This is a genomic window from Acetobacter oryzoeni, from assembly GCF_004014775.2.
GTDB lineage: Bacteria > Pseudomonadota > Alphaproteobacteria > Acetobacterales > Acetobacteraceae > Acetobacter > Acetobacter oryzoeni.
Genome location: NZ_CP042808.1, coordinates 994,782 through 1,011,453 on the forward strand (window position 1 = coordinate 994,782; position 16,672 = coordinate 1,011,453).

The 16,672-nt window shown below is 55.3% G+C and carries 14 protein-coding genes; 5 read left to right on the forward strand and 9 right to left on the reverse strand.

Annotation, left to right across the window (positions count from 1 at the left end):
* Positions 1 to 53 precede the first annotated feature (53 nt).
* Complete coding sequence (locus tag EOV40_RS15220) at positions 54 to 293, reverse strand: hypothetical protein (protein ID WP_230844495.1); 240 nt, start codon at positions 291 to 293, stop codon at positions 54 to 56.
* A 268-nt stretch (positions 294 to 561) separates the two neighbouring features.
* On the opposite strand from EOV40_RS15220, the gene EOV40_RS04745 reads away from it, so the two are divergent.
* A complete protein-coding gene (locus EOV40_RS04745) occupies positions 562 to 3,162 on the forward strand; it encodes a cation:proton antiporter (RefSeq protein WP_050819628.1) in 2,601 nt (866 codons plus the stop codon).
* Positions 3,163 to 3,240: 78 nt separating this feature from the next.
* On the opposite strand, the gene EOV40_RS04750 is transcribed toward EOV40_RS04745, so the two are convergent.
* Entirely contained in the window at positions 3,241 to 3,792 is a 552-nt protein-coding gene (locus tag EOV40_RS04750) for an HdeD family acid-resistance protein (protein WP_012812810.1), read from the reverse strand.
* A 272-nt stretch (positions 3,793 to 4,064) separates the two neighbouring features.
* On the opposite strand from EOV40_RS04750, the gene rpsD reads away from it, so the two are divergent.
* Positions 4,065 to 4,682: a 30S ribosomal protein S4 gene (gene rpsD, locus EOV40_RS04755; RefSeq protein WP_003622919.1), complete on the forward strand. Its 618-nt coding sequence runs from the start codon at positions 4,065 to 4,067 to the stop codon at positions 4,680 to 4,682.
* A gap of 99 nt (positions 4,683 to 4,781) precedes the next feature.
* Positions 4,782 to 6,329: a peptide chain release factor 3 gene (locus EOV40_RS04760; RefSeq protein ID WP_128105173.1), complete on the forward strand. Its 1,548-nt coding sequence runs from the start codon at positions 4,782 to 4,784 to the stop codon at positions 6,327 to 6,329.
* Positions 6,330 to 6,347: 18 nt separating this feature from the next.
* On the opposite strand, the gene EOV40_RS04765 is transcribed toward EOV40_RS04760, so the two are convergent.
* From EOV40_RS04765 to EOV40_RS04785, 5 genes are all read right to left on the reverse strand, one after another.
* Entirely contained in the window at positions 6,348 to 7,085 is a 738-nt protein-coding gene (locus EOV40_RS04765) for an NUDIX hydrolase (protein WP_128105174.1), read from the reverse strand.
* 98 nt (positions 7,086 to 7,183) lie between these two features.
* Complete coding sequence (locus EOV40_RS04770; RefSeq protein WP_019090131.1) at positions 7,184 to 8,215, reverse strand: isocitrate/isopropylmalate dehydrogenase family protein; 1,032 nt, start codon at positions 8,213 to 8,215, stop codon at positions 7,184 to 7,186.
* Between the two features lie 97 nt (positions 8,216 to 8,312).
* Positions 8,313 to 10,094, reverse strand: a complete 1,782-nt coding sequence (locus EOV40_RS04775; RefSeq protein ID WP_128105175.1) for an aminopeptidase P family protein — start codon at positions 10,092 to 10,094, stop codon at positions 8,313 to 8,315.
* Positions 10,095 to 10,134: 40 nt separating this feature from the next.
* Entirely contained in the window at positions 10,135 to 11,055 is a 921-nt protein-coding gene (locus EOV40_RS04780; RefSeq protein ID WP_128105176.1) for a 50S ribosomal protein L11 methyltransferase, read from the reverse strand.
* A complete protein-coding gene (locus EOV40_RS04785; protein ID WP_128105177.1) occupies positions 11,055 to 13,286 on the reverse strand; it encodes an ATP-dependent helicase in 2,232 nt (743 codons plus the stop codon). Before EOV40_RS04785 ends, EOV40_RS04780 begins: the two co-directional genes overlap by 1 nt.
* 45 nt (positions 13,287 to 13,331) lie before the next feature.
* Here EOV40_RS04785 and EOV40_RS04790 point away from each other — a divergent pair, with 45 nt between their 5' ends.
* On the forward strand, positions 13,332 to 14,156 hold the full coding sequence (locus tag EOV40_RS04790) for a JAB domain-containing protein (protein ID WP_128105178.1): 825 nt from the start codon (positions 13,332 to 13,334) through the stop codon (positions 14,154 to 14,156).
* On the forward strand, positions 14,117 to 14,917 hold the full coding sequence (locus EOV40_RS04795; RefSeq protein WP_128105179.1) for a JAB domain-containing protein: 801 nt from the start codon (positions 14,117 to 14,119) through the stop codon (positions 14,915 to 14,917). The genes EOV40_RS04790 and EOV40_RS04795 overlap by 40 nt, the downstream gene beginning before the upstream one ends.
* Before the next feature lie 34 nt (positions 14,918 to 14,951).
* Here the strand turns inward: EOV40_RS04795 and EOV40_RS04800 are convergent, their stop codons facing one another.
* Positions 14,952 to 16,121, reverse strand: a complete 1,170-nt coding sequence (locus EOV40_RS04800; RefSeq protein ID WP_128105180.1) for a 5-(carboxyamino)imidazole ribonucleotide synthase — start codon at positions 16,119 to 16,121, stop codon at positions 14,952 to 14,954.
* Positions 16,118 to 16,666, reverse strand: a complete 549-nt coding sequence (gene purE, locus EOV40_RS04805; RefSeq protein WP_128105181.1) for a 5-(carboxyamino)imidazole ribonucleotide mutase — start codon at positions 16,664 to 16,666, stop codon at positions 16,118 to 16,120. Before purE ends, EOV40_RS04800 begins: the two co-directional genes overlap by 4 nt.
* Positions 16,667 to 16,672 lie beyond the last annotated feature (6 nt).

The window sequence follows — 16,672 nt, forward strand, 5'->3', positions numbered from 1 at the left end:
CCATCATGATCCCCACAACTATCGTGGCGATAATGATGCAGATTCGTACAAACTTACTGGTCATAGCGCATTGCGCCGCCACCATAATTGGTGGTGGAGTGCTTATACGGGTTGGATCCCTGCTGGGGCGTAAGAGGGGGGCGGTACCAGCCAGGCGCCGCGCGCCCGTGGTTTGAGCCGGGGTGGTAATAGTGCCGGTGTGGATCATGCGCACAGGCGGCAAGCCCAAACCCGGCCAGTAACATAAGGGCGGCCTTATGGGCGCGCCGCAATGAAGAAAACTGTTTCATCATACCTCCAGCATAGCGTTGTTTGGGTGTGTTCGCCAAGAACAAAGCAGGTAGATGCTCATATGTGGCGTACAGGCCCGATACGTTCACATAATGGCAAGAAAATGCGTGAATAATGAGGCCAATGCCGTGGGCAATATGGCTAGTGCAGGGCATGCCATGTTAGGGATAACGCGTATATGGCACAGAAGCTGCCATGTCCTTGCCTTATCATGATGATAACGGCGGGAGCAGGATGGATGTTGGTGTTGGATATAGGGAATAGCGTGGCATGGCGGTAACGGGTCTGGCAGCGGTACTGCTTGTTATTGCATTGCTTTTGGTGGTGGTCAGCACCGTGCAGCCCATTGCGCGCAAGCTGGAACTGTCTGAAACGGTTTTGCTGGCTATTGTGGGCATTATCATCGGCTCCTTGGCTGATGTTGCGTTACGCAGTTCTCACACCTCGGCCTTCAATGGCATTGCAGAAGCGCTGCTTGATTTCCCGCTGAATAGTGAAGAGTTTCTGCTTATCTTTTTGCCTGCGCTGGTGTTTCAGGGGGCGTTGGCTATTGATGTACGGCGCTTGGCGCATGAAACAGGCACCGTTTTGCTGCTGGCTGTGGTGGCAGTTGTTATTGCCACGGCCACTATTGGTTTTGCGCTTTACCCCTTTGCCCAGATGCCGCTTGTGGTCTGCCTGCTGCTTGGATCCATTGTGGCGACGACGGACCCTTCCGCTGTGGCCGGGATTTTCCGGGATATCGGGGCCGCAACACGCTTGACGCGGTTGGTGGAAGGTGAAGCGCTGCTGAATGATGCTGCGGCTATTTCCATCTTCTCTATCCTTCTGCCCTCCGTCACGCTGCACAAAGCCATTCATCTGGGTGATGCGCTGATCTCCTTCGTGGTCTCCTTTGTGGGGGCGCTGATTGTCGGGGTGGTTGTCGGGCGTCTCACGCTGGTCATGATGTCCGCCATCGCCAGTTCGGCAGCAGAAATCACGCTAACTGTGGCGCTGCCTTATGTGGTGTACATCCTTTCAGATGAAATTTTGGGGGTTTCCGGTGTGGTGGCTACGGCTGCTGCTGGGCTTACGCTCTCTGTTTACGGACCATCCACCATTCGGCCTCAAACGTGGCTGTTTCTCAATCAGCTTTGGCAACAGCTGGTGTTCTGGGCAGGGTCCTTGGTGTTTGTGCTGGCCTCCATGCTGGTGCCGCGCCTGCTGGTGGGCATGACGCGGTGGGACTGGGTGCTTATCCTTATTGCTAGTGTGGCGGGGCTGGCTGCACGTGCGGCTGTGGTGTTTGGTATGTTGCCGCTCTTGGCATGGACACGCCTTTCTCCACCCGTGCCCACACCGTTCAAGGTGACAATGGTATGGGGTGGTTTGCGCGGGGCCATTACGCTGGCTCTGGCGCTGGCCGTTACGGAAAACGAGCACGTTTCCACGCCTGTTGCGCATTTTATCGGTATTATTGCCACTGGCTTTGTGTTGATCACGCTGCTTGTTAACGGCACCACGCTGCGTTCACTCGTGCTGTTTCTCAAGCTGGATCGGCTTTCCCCCATTGATGAGGCCATGCGCCATCAGGTGCTCAGCATCGGGCTAGGCAATGTGTGCGCCCGCGCCAAGGAATTGGGGGATGAACTGGGTTTCAGTGCCGATGCCACGCGCTCGGTTGTTGATCATCTGGCGCGCCGGGCAGAGGAAGAGCAGGCCGCTAACGAGTTTGACCGCGCACTGTCTGATATCCAGCGCGTTAATCTGGCGCTGATCACCATTGCCAGTCAGGAACGTTCCATGCTGCTGGACCTGTTCCGCATGCAGGGGCTTTCCCGCCGTGTGATGGAAACACTGTTGCGGTCTTCCGAAGCAGCTATTGATGGTGCACGGCTGGAAGGGCGCTTGGGCTATGTGCGGGCGTTGCGCAAACGGCTTAGCCCCTCCTTACGCTTTAAGGCCGCACAGTGGGTGCATAATCATTTGCGTCTGGATCGGCCGCTAATGCTGTGCATGGCGGAGCGGTTTGAAATGCTGATGGTGGCGCATTTTATTTCCATCTCGCTCACACGTTTCATGCACGAACGGCTGGAGCCCACATTGGGCAGCCGTATTGGAGAAATTGTGGCTGAGGTGCTTTCCCGCCAGCGCAAGCTGCTGGATGAGGCACTGGAAACCTTGCGCCTGCATTATCACGGCTATGCCGAGGCGCTGGAAAACCGGATTTTCCGTCAGATCGCCTTGCGTCTGGAAAGCGAAGAATACACAACCCTGCTTTCAGAATCCCTTATCAGTGATGAACTCAGCCGCGAATTGTTGAAAGAGCTGGAACGCCGCAGACACCGTCTGGTCAAGCGGATGAGCTTTGATCTGCGCAGCGGTATAGAAGACCGCCTGAAGCATGCTGCTATCTTCAAGGGCCTGCCAGGGGCAGAGCTGCATGATCTGGCCACCACCACATCGCTACGCTTTGTGGCCCCGCAGGAGGTGATTTGCCGCAAGGGGCGCAAGATGCGCGCCATCTACTTTATCAGCGCGGGTTTGGCAGAAAGCCACGTGGCCGGGGCCGATGTGCTGTATGGCGCAGGGGATCTGATAGGCGCGCAGGAGGCATTGCATGGCTGGCGCTGCCCCGGCACTATTCGCGCCGTGCAGTTTGGGCATTTTATGGTGATTACAGCCAGCCGCTTCCAACGCCTGATTGAAGATTACCCCGTGGTGCTGGAAAATATTCAGAACATCTTGCGCAAGCGTGAAGCCGGAGAGCGGCCTATTGCGCTTTTGCCCGGTGCAAACCGTAAGGTGGATGAGGATGCAGGCAAGGATGCGCTGATGCTGTTGGCACCCAAAAGCCAGCTACCGCCTTCATCCGAAACAAAGGAATAAATGGCCTTATCATGCGGGCATAAAAAACGGCGCGGAGCCAATAGGCCCGCGCCGTTTTTGTAGAACACGCCGTAAGTTTTACAGGCGGGTAATGGGCGGCGGCAGGGAATTGCTCTGGCGCAGGGCAAGGCCAATTTGCAGCCAGCTTATGCCGCTTACAATCAGTTCTGCCCCAACAAATGTGCCAATCAGCCACAGACCAGACCACGGCAGGGTAAAGTACAGGCACAGGCCTACAAGCAGGCTGATAAGCCCGCTACCCAGAATGATCACCCAGCCGGGCATACCCCGTGCCTGCAGGGCCAGAACGCAGCGCAGCACACCCACAACCACAAAGCAGGCAGATACAAAAATGGTAATGGCAACAGAGCCTGTGGCTGGTTCTTCTATAAGAAGGTAACCACCAGCGGCGTAAAGCAGCCCGCACAGCAGGGAGAAAATAAAGCCACCCCAATCCCGCACGGCAAAGGCATGTACCACCTGCATAATGCCTGCCACAATCAGTAGCGCGCCAATAAAGATGGTGCTGGCAAGGGTGACGGAAACCGCATCAATACAGGCAATAAAGCCCAATACAATCAGGGCGAGACCCAACGCCACAAATAGCCCCCATTTTTTAGCAAATGGCATGCTGAGCAATCCTTTCTTTTCAATTTTATGTACCGATGGCACGACTATGCACTGCAGAATGGCAGAAAGCGCAACGGAAAAAGTTGACACTGCGCCCGGGGTTTCGTAATTCCTGCCTCCATTGCCGGGAATGTGGACAAATCGGCCAGCAGGGCAACATGCCGCGCTGGTAATACGGTTTGCGCCCGCTCCGATCCGTGGTGGACGGAGACTACCGGTGTAACGACGGACATCTGCCCGATGTTCCGCCTGTTAAGAGAGAAGAGCGCACTATGAGCAAGCGCCTTGAGAGCAAGTATAAAATTAACCGTCGCCTTGGTGTAAACCTGTGGGGTCGCGCCAAATCTCCGGTTAACCGTCGCGAATATGGCCCGGGCCAGCATGGCCAGCGCCGTAAGGGCAAGCCGTCTGACTTCTCCGTTCAGCTGATGGCCAAGCAGAAGCTGAAGGGTTACTACGGCAACATTACAGAAAAGCAGTTCCGCCGCTATTATCAGGAAGCCGTGCGCCGCAAGGGTGATACGTCTGAAAACCTGATCAACCTGCTGGAACGCCGTCTGGATGCCGTTGTGTACCGGATGAAGTTTGCTATCACGCCGTTCGCTTCCCGTCAGTTCATCAGCCACGGCCACATTCTGGTTAACGGCAAGAAGATGAACATTCCTTCCTACCTCGTGAAGGATGGTGACGTTATCGAAGTGCGTGAAAAGTCCAAGCAGCTGGCTATCGTTCTGGATGCCGCTCAGTCTTCCGAACGCGATGTGCCGGAATACATGGAAGTAGATCATCGCCAGATGAAGGGCACGTATCTGCGTGGCCCGCAGCTTTCCGATGTGCCGTATCCGGTGCAGATGGAACCGAATCTGGTGGTCGAATACTACTCCCGTTAATCGGCGTTTAGGTTCGTTTTATGCCGCGCCGGGTGGAGGGGTTTCTCTCCATCCGGCGTTTGCCGTTTTTACTCATGTTTGTTTCGGAACAGAGCCCTTATGTCTGATACCGCATCCCCCCCTCTTAGCAGTGACATTACCCGCCGCCGGACCTTTGCTATTATCTCGCACCCGGATGCCGGTAAAACCACGCTGACAGAACGGATATTGCGGGCAGGTGGGGCTATTCAGATGGCGGGCAACGTGCGCGCCAAGGGTGAGCGCCGCCGCACACGGTCTGACTGGATGGGCATTGAGCGGGACCGCGGGATTTCCGTTGTCAGTTCAGTGATGACGTTCGATTACGGCGGCTGTGTGTTTAACCTGCTTGATACGCCCGGACATGAAGACTTTTCCGAAGATACCTATCGTACCCTAACAGCCGTTGATTCCGCCGTAATGGTGATTGACGCCGCCAAGGGTATTGAAGATCGGACACGCAAACTGTTCGAGATTTGCCGCCTGCGCGATATTCCGATTGTGACCTTCATCAACAAGATGGACCGTGAGGCGCAGGACCCGTTTGCCCTGCTGGATGAAATTGCATCCTCCCTCGCGCTGGATACATCACCCGCCACATGGCCGGTTGGGCGTGCGGCCACATTTGTTGGTACGTACGATATTCTCACCAAAAAGCTGCACACAACGGTTGATCTGCCAGAAGATGATGCCCGCCTTGTGCAGATGCGTGAGGAACTGGAACTGGTAGAAGCCGCGCTGCCAGAGTTTGATAAAGAATCCTTCGATGCCGGGCATCTTACCCCCGTATTCTTCGGGAGTGCGATCAAGGAAATCGGGGTGACCGATCTGCTGGACGCATTGGTGGCCTTTGGCCCACCACCGCGTGACCAAGCGGCAGAAACCCGCGTGGTAAAGGCCACAGAGCCAAACATGACGGCGCTGGTGTTCAAAATTCAGGCGAATATGGACCCCAACCACCGTGACCGTATTGCCTTTGCCCGTATCTGTTCCGGCAAGCTCAGCCGTGGCATGCGCCTTAAGCACACGCGTACGGGCAAAAGCTTTGCCGTGCATACGCCTCAGTTCTTTTTTGCGCAGGATCGACATCTGGCAGAAGAAGCCTTTGCAGGCGATGTGGTGGGTATTCCCAACCACGGCACCTTGCGTATTGGCGATACACTGACAGAAGGTGAAGACATCCAGTTTACCGGCGTGCCACACTTTGCCCCGGAAATTCTGCGCCGCGTGCGGCTGGATGATGCCATGAAGGCCAAAAAGCTCAAGCAGGCGCTGGTGCAGTTGGCAGAAGAAGGCGTGGTGCAGTTGTTCCGCCCGCAAGATGGCGCGCAGCCAATTGTGGGCGTTGTGGGCACCTTGCAGCTTGATGTGCTGCAATCTCGCCTGAAGGCGGAATATGGCGTGGCTATTGGCTTTGATTCCACGCCTTATTCTCTGGCACGCTGGATTACCGGCCCGCGTGAGAAAATTGAGGCCTTTGCCGCAGCACATCGCTCCGCCATGGCGGATGATCTGGATGATGATCCGGTATTTCTGGCTACTTCAGCATTTATGATGCGCCGTACAGAGGAGCAGAACCCGGATATCAGCTTCCATGATATCAAGCAGATTGGTGTGGAAATTAAATAAGTTATGCAATGCCGCGTATCATAAGGTGCGCGGCATTCTGCTTTTTACATCATGCTGCAAAAGATACTGGCTGGTTGGTAAAATGGTGTTTTGCCCCAGCCATGTTGTAATATCTAGGGCAGGCACGCAGGCCAGCATGTCGTATTCTTTATTGGCATGCTGTTTCCAGCTTTCTTCCACTTTTTTAAAAGCAAGCTGCGTTTCCAACACAAGCCCAATATCCAACACGCGGGTATGAGGGTGCCGCACTGCCATAAGTGGCGGCCCAACCTGTAGGCTTTTTGCATCCAGCCCCAATTCTTCTGTGGCCTCTGCTAAAATCTGCTCGGCTAAATTGACGTTTTGCGTGTTGGTGCGTTTTTCAATGCTGCCAGCGGGCGGGCTTTGCCAGAAATTTCCCTGATAAATGGAAGATGGGTTGCGCCTGCCCAACACGTATCCATCTGGCGTATGCACCAGCCCCACCACGGCTAATGGTTGCAGGCGCAAAAATGGAAAAAGTGCGGGGTTCTTCATTTGTGCAAATACGCGGCGATACTCTGTCCAATAGCCTTTAATGGCTGTGCGCGTTACGCAGGATGCAGAAAATACGCAGCCATTAAACAGGGCTGGCGTTGTTGTACAGGCTTGCTGCCATAGATGTGTGATTTCCTGCTCAATATCTGCCGGAGCCGCCGGAGGTGGGGCTTCCACATCAATACGGCAGGAAGCAGAAAGGGGCAGGGCAGGCCACGGGCCACCAAAAGAACGGATCATGCCTTACCCTAATGCGATGTGTGGCCAAAAGAAAAGGGAGCCACTGGGGCTCCCTTTCCATCGCAATCGGTTTTTTTGAACAGCCAGACTGCTCAATATCAGGCAACGGCCTGTTTCAGAGCTGCTGTCAGATCCTTTGTGGAGGCATTGCCGCCCAGATCTTTCGTGCGCACTGTACCGTTGGTGATAACCTTTTTGATACCGGCATCAATACGGTCAGCCAGATCATTACGGTTTACATGGCGCAGCATCATAACGGCTGCCAGCAGCAGAGCCAGCGGGTTGGCAATGCCTTTGCCTGCGATATCTGGTGCAGAACCGTGCACGGCTTCAAACACAGCGGCTTTTTCACCAATGTTTGCACCCGGTGCCATACCCAAGCCACCCACCAGACCGGCCGTAAGGTCGGAAAGGATGTCACCAAACAGGTTGGTGGTCACAATCACATCAAACTGCCATGGGTTGATAACAAGCTGCATGGCGCAGGCATCTACAATCCGTTCATTGAATTCAATGCGGCCCTTGTATTCTTCTGCAACCTTGCGGCCTTCTTCAAGGAACAGGCCTGTCAGCAGTTTGAGGATATTGGCCTTGTGAACAATGGTTACCGTTTTACGGTTGTTCTTTACCGCATATTCAAAGGCAAACTTTACAATCCGGCGGCATTCTGCGCGGGAGTTAAAGCCGGAGCTTAGCGCAATGCCCTTGGGGTCATCCCCCACCGGAATGTAATGTTCCATTGCTGCGTAATAACCTTCAAGGTTTTCACGGAACAGAACAAGGTCGATATCATCAAACCGACCACCGGGAATGATGGTTTTGGTTGGGCGCAGGTTGGCAAACAGGCCAAATTCCTGACGCAGGGTTACGTTGATGGATTTGAACCCACCACCAACTGGAGTTGTCAGCGGGCCTTTCAGGGCCAGGCCCGTGCGCCGGATGCTTTCAATTGTCTGCTTGGGCAGCGGGTCATTTACCGCGTCCACACCCGCCATACCGGCCAGCTGGCGGTCCCATACAAATGGGGCCCCAACGGTATCCAGAATTTCGGTAACTGATTCAACAATTTCAGGGCCGATGCCATCACCTGCAATAAGAGTGGCTGGAATGGTCTTGCTGTCTGTCGTCATTCTGAGAAGCTCCCTTCAACTTCGTAGCCTGTTTTGCGCCCGTTTTACGGTGCATGCGATTCTCAATTTCGTGACCAGCGGGGAAAGACTCCGCCTCTCACGCCCTCTTGAGAGGCGCACATGCCGTTTTCAGCCATTTCTGTGCATCAGATGGCAGGTGAGGGCCTACCTGATCCAAGATTTGAGCATGGTACGCGTCCAGCACGGCGGTATCTTCCGGGCCTAACAGGGTGAGGTCAATCAACCGTCTGTCAAAAGGTGCCAGTGTAAGGGTTTCAAATTCCAGAAAAGCCCGGTCCGAATGCGGTATGTTGCCGGGGCGGATCATCACCAGTGTTTCCAGCCGGATGCCGTAGGCGCCGGGTTTGTAAAAGCCCGGCTCGTTGGAAATCACCATGCCTTCTTCAAGCGTAATGGGAGAAGGCATTTTGGAAATACGGGCTGGCCCTTCATGCACGGAAAGAAAGCTGCCCACACCGTGGCCGGTGCCGTGGTCATAATCCAGCCCGGCCTGCCACAGGTCAAACCGTGCCAGTGCATCTAGCGCATGGCCTTTGGTGCCCACCGGAAAACGCGCGCGACCAAGGCGCAAGTTCCCCTTGAGCACACGGGTAAATACGTCTTTCAGGCTGGCAGATGGCGCATCGGGGCCTGTCCAGATTGTGCGGGTAACATCTGTTGTGCCTTCAGGGTACTGGCCACCGCTATCAATCAGGTAAACTTCGTTATCCTGTAATTTCCGGTCACTTTCCGGCGTGACGCGGTAATGAATAATGGCCCCATTGGGGCCGGAACCGGAAATGGCCGGAAAGGATTCTTCTTTGTAATCCTTCCCTTCGGCACGGAAGGCATCAAGCTGTGTGGCGGCTTCAAGTTCTGTGCAGTTGCGGCCTTTTGTATCCAGCCAATGCAGAAAGCGGCAAAGCGCTACGCCATCACGCAGATGGGCTGTGCGCATGCCCATCTGTTCCGCCTTGTTTTTACGGGCTTTGGGCAGCAGGCAGGGGTCTGGTGCTTCCTGCAGCGTGGCGCCATGGCGGGTGAGGGTTTGCCCAAACCAGACAGCATTGCTGGCAGGGTCCACGCCAACGGTTTTGCCTTTCAGGGTTGCCAGAACCTGCTCCATCTCCTGCGGCGCATGCACGCGCACGGAAGAGCCAAGCCATTCCTTAACGTTAGCCGAAACTTTTTCTGGCTCTATAAACAGGTCTACCGAACTGTTTGCATGCACCAACGCAAAGGCCAACACCACAGGTGTGCAGGGGATATCGGAGCCACGAATATTCAGTAGCCATGCGATAGAGGCTGAATCACTCAGAACAGCGGCATCCTGACCATTCTGCGTCAGAATTGCAGAAATTCCCTGCCGCTTTTCAGCAGAACTTCGGCCAGCAAAAGCAAGCGGATGTATGCAGGCTGGGGCCGAGGGAAAAGCTGGTCGATCGGTCCAGATATCATCCACCAGATTGCGGGATGTGGGCACCAGAGTTACCCCGCTTTGGGCTGCAAACGGGCGCAGCTCCGCCACACTCATCACACGCGGGTCATACCCCACGCGGGTTTCTGGTTTGGCTTGTTCTTTCAGCCATGTGGCCGGAGGTGTCTGGCTAATATGTAGCCGTTGCCAGCATGTGCCATCCACCTGTTGATCCATCTGGGTAATGTAACGACCATCAGAAAATACGGCGGCAGTATGGGGCAGCACAATGGCTGTGCCTGCGCTGCCTGTAAAACCTGTTAACCATGCCAGACGTTCTGCACAGGCTGGTGTGTATTCCCCCAAAAACTCATCGCTATGGGGCACAATCAGGCCATCCAGCCCCTCGTTTTGCAAAAGGGTGCGCAATGCGGCAAGACGGGTAGAGGATGCAGACGCCATGGAAACCGTGTCCTGAAAAGATAGGAAAAGAAAAGGCCGATCAGGCTGTTTTTCGAATAGGAAGAACCGGGCGGCGCAGGATCAGGGTAGCCCATTCGCCTTCATGCAGTTCCTGCTCAAGCACCAGCCCCTGCCGCCGATGCGCGGCCAGCACCATACGCACCTGTGTGCGCAACAGCCCGGCCAGAATAACCGTGCCGCCGGGGGCCAGATACCGTACCAGGTCCTTGGCCATCAGGCACAAGGGGCGGGCCAGAATATTGGCAAAAACTAGATCAAACGGCGCGGCCTTCCAGATGGCGGGGGTTTGCCACCCATTGCCCAGGCGGCATGTCATGGCGCGGTTAAGCTGGTTGCGTTTGGCGTTTTGTGCCGCCACACGCACAGACCACGGCTCAATATCCACTGCCAGCACCTTTTGGTGCAGCAATGCTGCTGCGGCCATGGCCAGAATACCGGTGCCGCAACCCAAATCCAGAATACGGCGGGGGCGGCGGTAAGCCACACGTTCCAGCGCGCGCAGGCAGCCGCGGGTGGAACCATGCTCGCCCGAGCCAAAGGCCACGCCAGCATCCAGCGTGAGCACAATGCGGGTGGCGTTTTTGGAATCGGGCAAATGCGTGCCGCGCACCACAAAACGGCGGCCCACTTCCTGTTCAGGAAAAGCCTCATACGTGCGGGCCAGCCAGCCTTCGGCTTCTGTGCTAGTGCGTTCCAGTGGGGCGCTTACGCCTGTTGTCAGTTCAGCCAGCACAAGGGCGGCTGCCAGTTCATCCTCACGGTGCCCGGTGTCTTTTACGCCTTCTACCCGCCACTGGGTGCCTTCCGGGTTGGCTTCAAAAATACCTACCGTGGCGCATACGCTGCCAATGGCGTTTTCGTAAGCTTCCACCGCCGCTTCCGGCACAGTGACAGAAATGGTTTCAAGGCTGGTGGCATGACGGCGGGTAGGAGGGGCCATTAGATTTTCTCGATAAAGGATGAAAGAAGACGTTTGGTACCGACAGATTCAAAAGACACTTCAACATGGTGCCGATCTGCCGAAATAACGATGCCCTCGCCAAAGCGGGGGTGGCGCACATGGTCACCCAGTTGCAGGGCCGGTGCGGCCTCCAGCATGGGGTCTTTTCTGCGGCGGGCAATAATGGGGCCGTTATCAAACACGGATTCGGAAAGGTTCAGGCCCTGCCGCTGGAACCCGCCGCCCTCATCATGGCGGACCACGTGTTCATCTGGCAGCTCGTCCAGAAAACGGCTGGGCATGGAGGGCTGCCAGTTGGCGTAAATGCGTCTGCGGCCTGCGTGAAAGATAATGGCTTCCTGCCGTGCGCGCGTAATGCCCACGTAAGCCAGCCTGCGTTCTTCCTCCAGCCCTTTCAGGCCCCCTTCATCCAGCGTGCGCTGGGAGGGAAAAACGCCTTCCTCCCAACCGGGCAGGAATACCGTATCAAACTCCAGCCCCTTGGCGCCGTGCAGAGTCATGATGGACAGGTAATCATCCTGCCCGTTTTCATCATGATCCATAACAAGGGCAACGTGCTCCAGAAACTCGCCCAGAGTTCCAAAATCGGCCAGTGCGCGCGTTAGTTCTTTCAGGTTTTCCAACCGCCCCGGCGCATCGGGGGAGCGATCCTGCCGCCACATGTCCAGATACCCGCTTTCTTCCAGCAGGTGTTCTACGGCCACCACATGGCCTTCACGCGCCAGAATATCGCGCGTGCTGGCAAAGGCTTCCATCAACTGGCGTAAATGGGCGGCAGATTTTCCTTTAAGGGTGTTATCTTCCAGCAGTTTTTCCGTACCACCTGTAAGGGGCAGGTTATTGGCGCGGGCTGCTGCATGTAGCTTTTGCAGCCCGGCCGGGCCAACACCGCGTTTGGGCACGTTGATAATGCGTTCAAAAGCCAGATCATCCGCAGGTTGGCTCAGCACGCGCATGTAGGCCAGTGCATCACGTATTTCTGCGCGTTCATAAAAACGCAGGCCGCCCACAATGCGGTAAGGCAGGCCGGTTTGCATCAGCCGTTCTTCAAATGCACGGGTTTGAAAGCCCGCACGCACCAGAATGGCAATTTCCTTTAGGGCGTGGCCTTGTGCGCGCAGCTTTTCGGCCTGCTCGCACACCATGCGGGCTTCTGTATCCGAATCCCATACCCCTAGAACGCTAACCTTTTTACCTTCTGCATCTTCTCGACCAGGGCGGAGTGTTTTGCCCAATCGTTCGCTGTTATGGGCAATAAGCCCTGCTGCTGCCCCCAGAATATGCCGGGTGGAGCGATAATTGCGTTCCAGCCGCACAACCTTGGCGGAGGGAAAATCTTTTTCAAACCGCAGGATGTTTTCAACTTCTGCACCGCGCCATGAGTAGATAGATTGATCATCATCCCCCACGCAGCAGATGTTGGCCGGGCCTTCTGCATGTTTGGCCAGCAGGCGCAGCCAGAGATACTGAATGGTGTTGGTATCCTGATACTCGTCCACCAGAATGTAGCGGAACAGGCGGTGATACTGGGCCAGCACATCAGGCCGTGTGCGCAAAATTTCGGTCACATGCAGCATGAGGTCACCAAAATCGCAGGCATTCAGCTGCTTCAGGCGGGCCTGATACGCGGTGTAAATGGCGCGGGCATGGCCATTGGCAAAGTCCGAGTCCTCGGTGGGGGTAATGCGTTCCGGTGTAAGCCCTCGGTCTTTCCAACGCTGGATCACGCCCAAAAGGCCCGGAGCAGGCCAGCGTTTGATATCAATCTGCCACGGCGCCATAACCTGCTTGAGCAGGCGCAACTGGTCATCCGTATCCAGAATGGTAAAGCTTTGGGTCAGCCCCACATACTCAGCATGGCGGCGGAGCATACGCGCGCAAAGGGCATGAAATGTGCCTAACCATAACCCTTCTGCCGGGCTGCCCAAAAGCAGGCCGATACGCTCACGCATTTCTCGCGCAGCTTTATTGGTAAAGGTTACTGTCAGGATCTGCCACGGCTTGGCGCGGCCTGTTAGCAGGATATGCGCAAAGCGGGTGGTTAAAACCCGTGTTTTGCCTGTGCCAGCACCAGCCAGTACCAGCAAAGGGCCATCCGTTGTTTCAATAGCTGCGCGCTGTTCGGGGTTGAGACGAGCCAGATAACTGTCACCCGAGGCAGACGGAGATGAAAAAAGCGGGGCGGAGGGGTGTTCGGACGTATTCACCATGCCTTTATATAAGCATGTGCGCTTCAGGCCAAACGGAGCAATGGAATGGGGAGACAGTCAGCAGAGCAGAAAAGGCAAAAAAAGCCCGGCTGCTTTGCAGTAAAGACCGACACAACCCACGGTTGTTTAAACGTGCAACAAGGTGCCATGCCTGTTTTTGAAAGCACCGGCCCGACAGGGCATCGCAAACGTATGCGCCAGCGCGTGTTGGCACAGGGTGCGGCTTCCTTGGCGGATTATGAATTGCTGGAAATGCTGCTCTATGTCGGGATTCCACGTAAAGATACAAAGCCGCTGGCCAAAAACCTTATCAATGTCTTTGGGTCTTTGCAGGCTGTGCTGGAAGCGGGGGAAGAAAATCTGCGCCAGATTAGCGGCATTACGCGCGCAAGTGCGGCAGTTTTGCAGGATGTGGCCTGTGTGGCAGACAGGTTGCCAGAAAATGGTGAGGAAACACGCCAGTTTTTGGGAAACTGGGACAGTATTTTAGAATATGCAGATGTATACTTGGCAAATGCCCCCAGAGGGCAGGTGCGCGCTTTATTTCTGGATAGCCGTAACCAGTTAATTGCCGATGAAGCTGTGCCAGCTTTTTTGCATGAGGGTAGCAGCCATGAAACCATGGCTTGTATTCGGCAAGCGGTCGCGCTGGTCTTGCAACGTGCGTTAGCTTTGCATGCCTGTGCGTTGGTAACGGTGGATTGGGTGGCAGAAGATCAAACGCTGGATCAAACCCTTGCGCAAAACGCACCTTTTGTAAGGGAATTACAGCGCAGTGCACCATTATTGGCCGTAGAGGTGCACGACCATATTGCCATTGGATGTGGCGAATGGCGCAGCTTCAACCACCATACAGGGCCGAAATCTTGAAGCGCCCATCTGCAAAATCTGAAAAAAAACCCACAAGTCAATTTGCTGATGCCACACATTTTCGGCTGAATGTTTCAACTGCGGAAGCCATTGCGCTTCCAGCGGAAATGTATGGTGGTGCTGCGCCGGAACTCGCTGCAGCAGAAGAAACAGACCTTGCTCTATTATGCAGGTTGATAGCACAAGCGCAGCCACGTAGTGGCAAAGCACAGGAACAAGCACGTAATTTATTACATGAGTACGGAAGCATTTCCGCAGTTATGGCAGCTATAAGCTGGCATGAGCCAAGTAAAAGCATAAAGGCGCTGCCAGAAGCCGTGCGTGTTTTGCTTATGCTTGTGCGTGAGGCTGGATTACGCATTCAGCGTGCAAGATTGCGCCGTTCTGGCATATTGGCCGATAGCGCACAGCTTTATGCGTATTTGCGGGCTGTTATGGGGCCGGAAAAGCGCGAACAGGTGCGCGTATTGTTTTTGAATGACAAGTACGAGCTACTGGCTGATGATGTTATGGGGCAGGGCACGGTAGACCATACACCTGTTTACCCGCGGGAAATTGTAGCACGCGCTTTGCAGCTTAACGCCACTATGCTGGTGTTGGTGCATAATCACCCAAGTGGAGACCCAACGCCTTCAGCCGATGATGTGGTGATGACAACACAAATTTGTGGCGCGGCAAAAATTATGAATATCCATGTATGGGATCATATTATTGTTGCCGGAGAAAAACTGTTGAGCATGCGTGAAGCTGGGCTGTTGTAAGCCCTTGGCTTCACGCAATGCTGTAACTGGCGGCTTAGTCTTCTTCAGGTTCCGGGGCGGCTGTTTTGGTGGCCAGTGGCCCCAAGGCATCCTGAATACCCAAATTGCCGGGTAGCGCACCGTAGGGGAACAGGATATTTACGTGCCCCATTTTGCGGCCAACGCGGGCTTCTGCCTTGCCATATAAATGTGGAATAAAGCCTTGTGTGGCCATAATCTGCGGCAACAGAGCCATATCTTCCGGCCCAACCAGATTTTTCATGATTGCATCAGAATGGCGCACAGCATGAGGCAGAGGTAAGCCTGCAACCGCACGGATATGCATGTCAAACTGATCCTGCGGGCAGGCATTCATGGTCCAATGGCCCGAATTATGGGGGCGGGGGGCCATTTCATTCACCAGCAGGTTACCGGTGCGATCAACAAACATTTCAACGCCCAGAATGCCTACCAATTCCAGCTTTTCGGCAATGGTGGTGGCCAGTTTTACAGCCTGCGCGGCAATGTTGGGATCAATAGGGGCTGGAGCCAGCGTAAGGTCCAGAATGCCGTTCCAGTGCCGGTTCAGGGCTGGATCAAAGCACCGTACCGTACCCTCTGCACTGCGCACCACCATAACGCTGATCTCGCAGGCAAAATCCACCATACCTTCTGCAACCAGAGGATGTGGTGCGAGAGCGTTAAAGGCTTCTTCCAGATCATGGATATGATGCACGCGGCGCTGGCCTTTGCCATCATATCCATTGCGGGTGGTTTTGAGAATCAGCGGCAAGCCAACTTTTTCTGCGGCTTCGTGCAGCGTTTTTACGTCTGTAACGGCATGCCACGGCGCTAATGGAATGCCAGCCGAAGCAAAAAAAGTTTTTTCAGCCAATCTGTCCTGGCTGATGCGTAAAATATGGCCGGAAGGATGCACAGGGCAGTGTTTGGCCAAAAGGTCTAACGCATCAGCGCTGATGTTTTCAAACTCAAAGGTGACAACATCAACAGCACTGGCAAACGCATCCAGTGCTGCCGGATCATCATACTTGCCGCATGTTACGGCGTGAGAAACCTGAGCCGCCGGGCCATCGGCCTCGGTTGTCAGAATATGCGTCCGAAACCCAAGGCGTGCAGCAGCAATGGCAGACATGCGGCCAAGCTGGCCACCACCCACAATGCCGATAACTGCATTGGGCTTAAGCGGAGAATGTGAGGAGGTCATTTATCTTCGGTAATAGGGGAGTTGGGGACAGAGGCTGTCTGTAGTGCGCGCCATGTTTCAAGGCGTGCGGCAAGGGCGGGGTTATGCAGTGCCAGAATAGAGGCCGCCAGCAAGGCTGCGTTTTTAGCCCCGGGTGCACCAATAGCCAACGTGCCTACGGGCACACCGCCGGGCATCTGCACAATGGAAAGCAGGCTGTCCATGCCTTTAAGCGCGCGAGATTCTACCGGAACCCCCAGCACGGGCAGGCGTGTCCATGCCGCGCACATGCCCGGCAGATGGGCGGCCCCGCCGGCTCCGGCGATAATCACATTCAGCCCGCGTTCGGCTGCCGTACGTGCGTAATCCGCCAGCCGATCTGGCGTGCGATGTGCTGAAACAATGAGAGTTTCGTGCGGGATTTCCAGCTCTGTCAGCAATGCATCTGCATGGCGCATGGTTTCCCAGTCTGACTGGCTGCCCATGATAATCCCCACAACTGGGGCAGAGGCTGCTTTATCTTCTAAAGCATCGGAAGCGGAGGGCAGGGGGGCAGTTTCGCTCACGGTAGG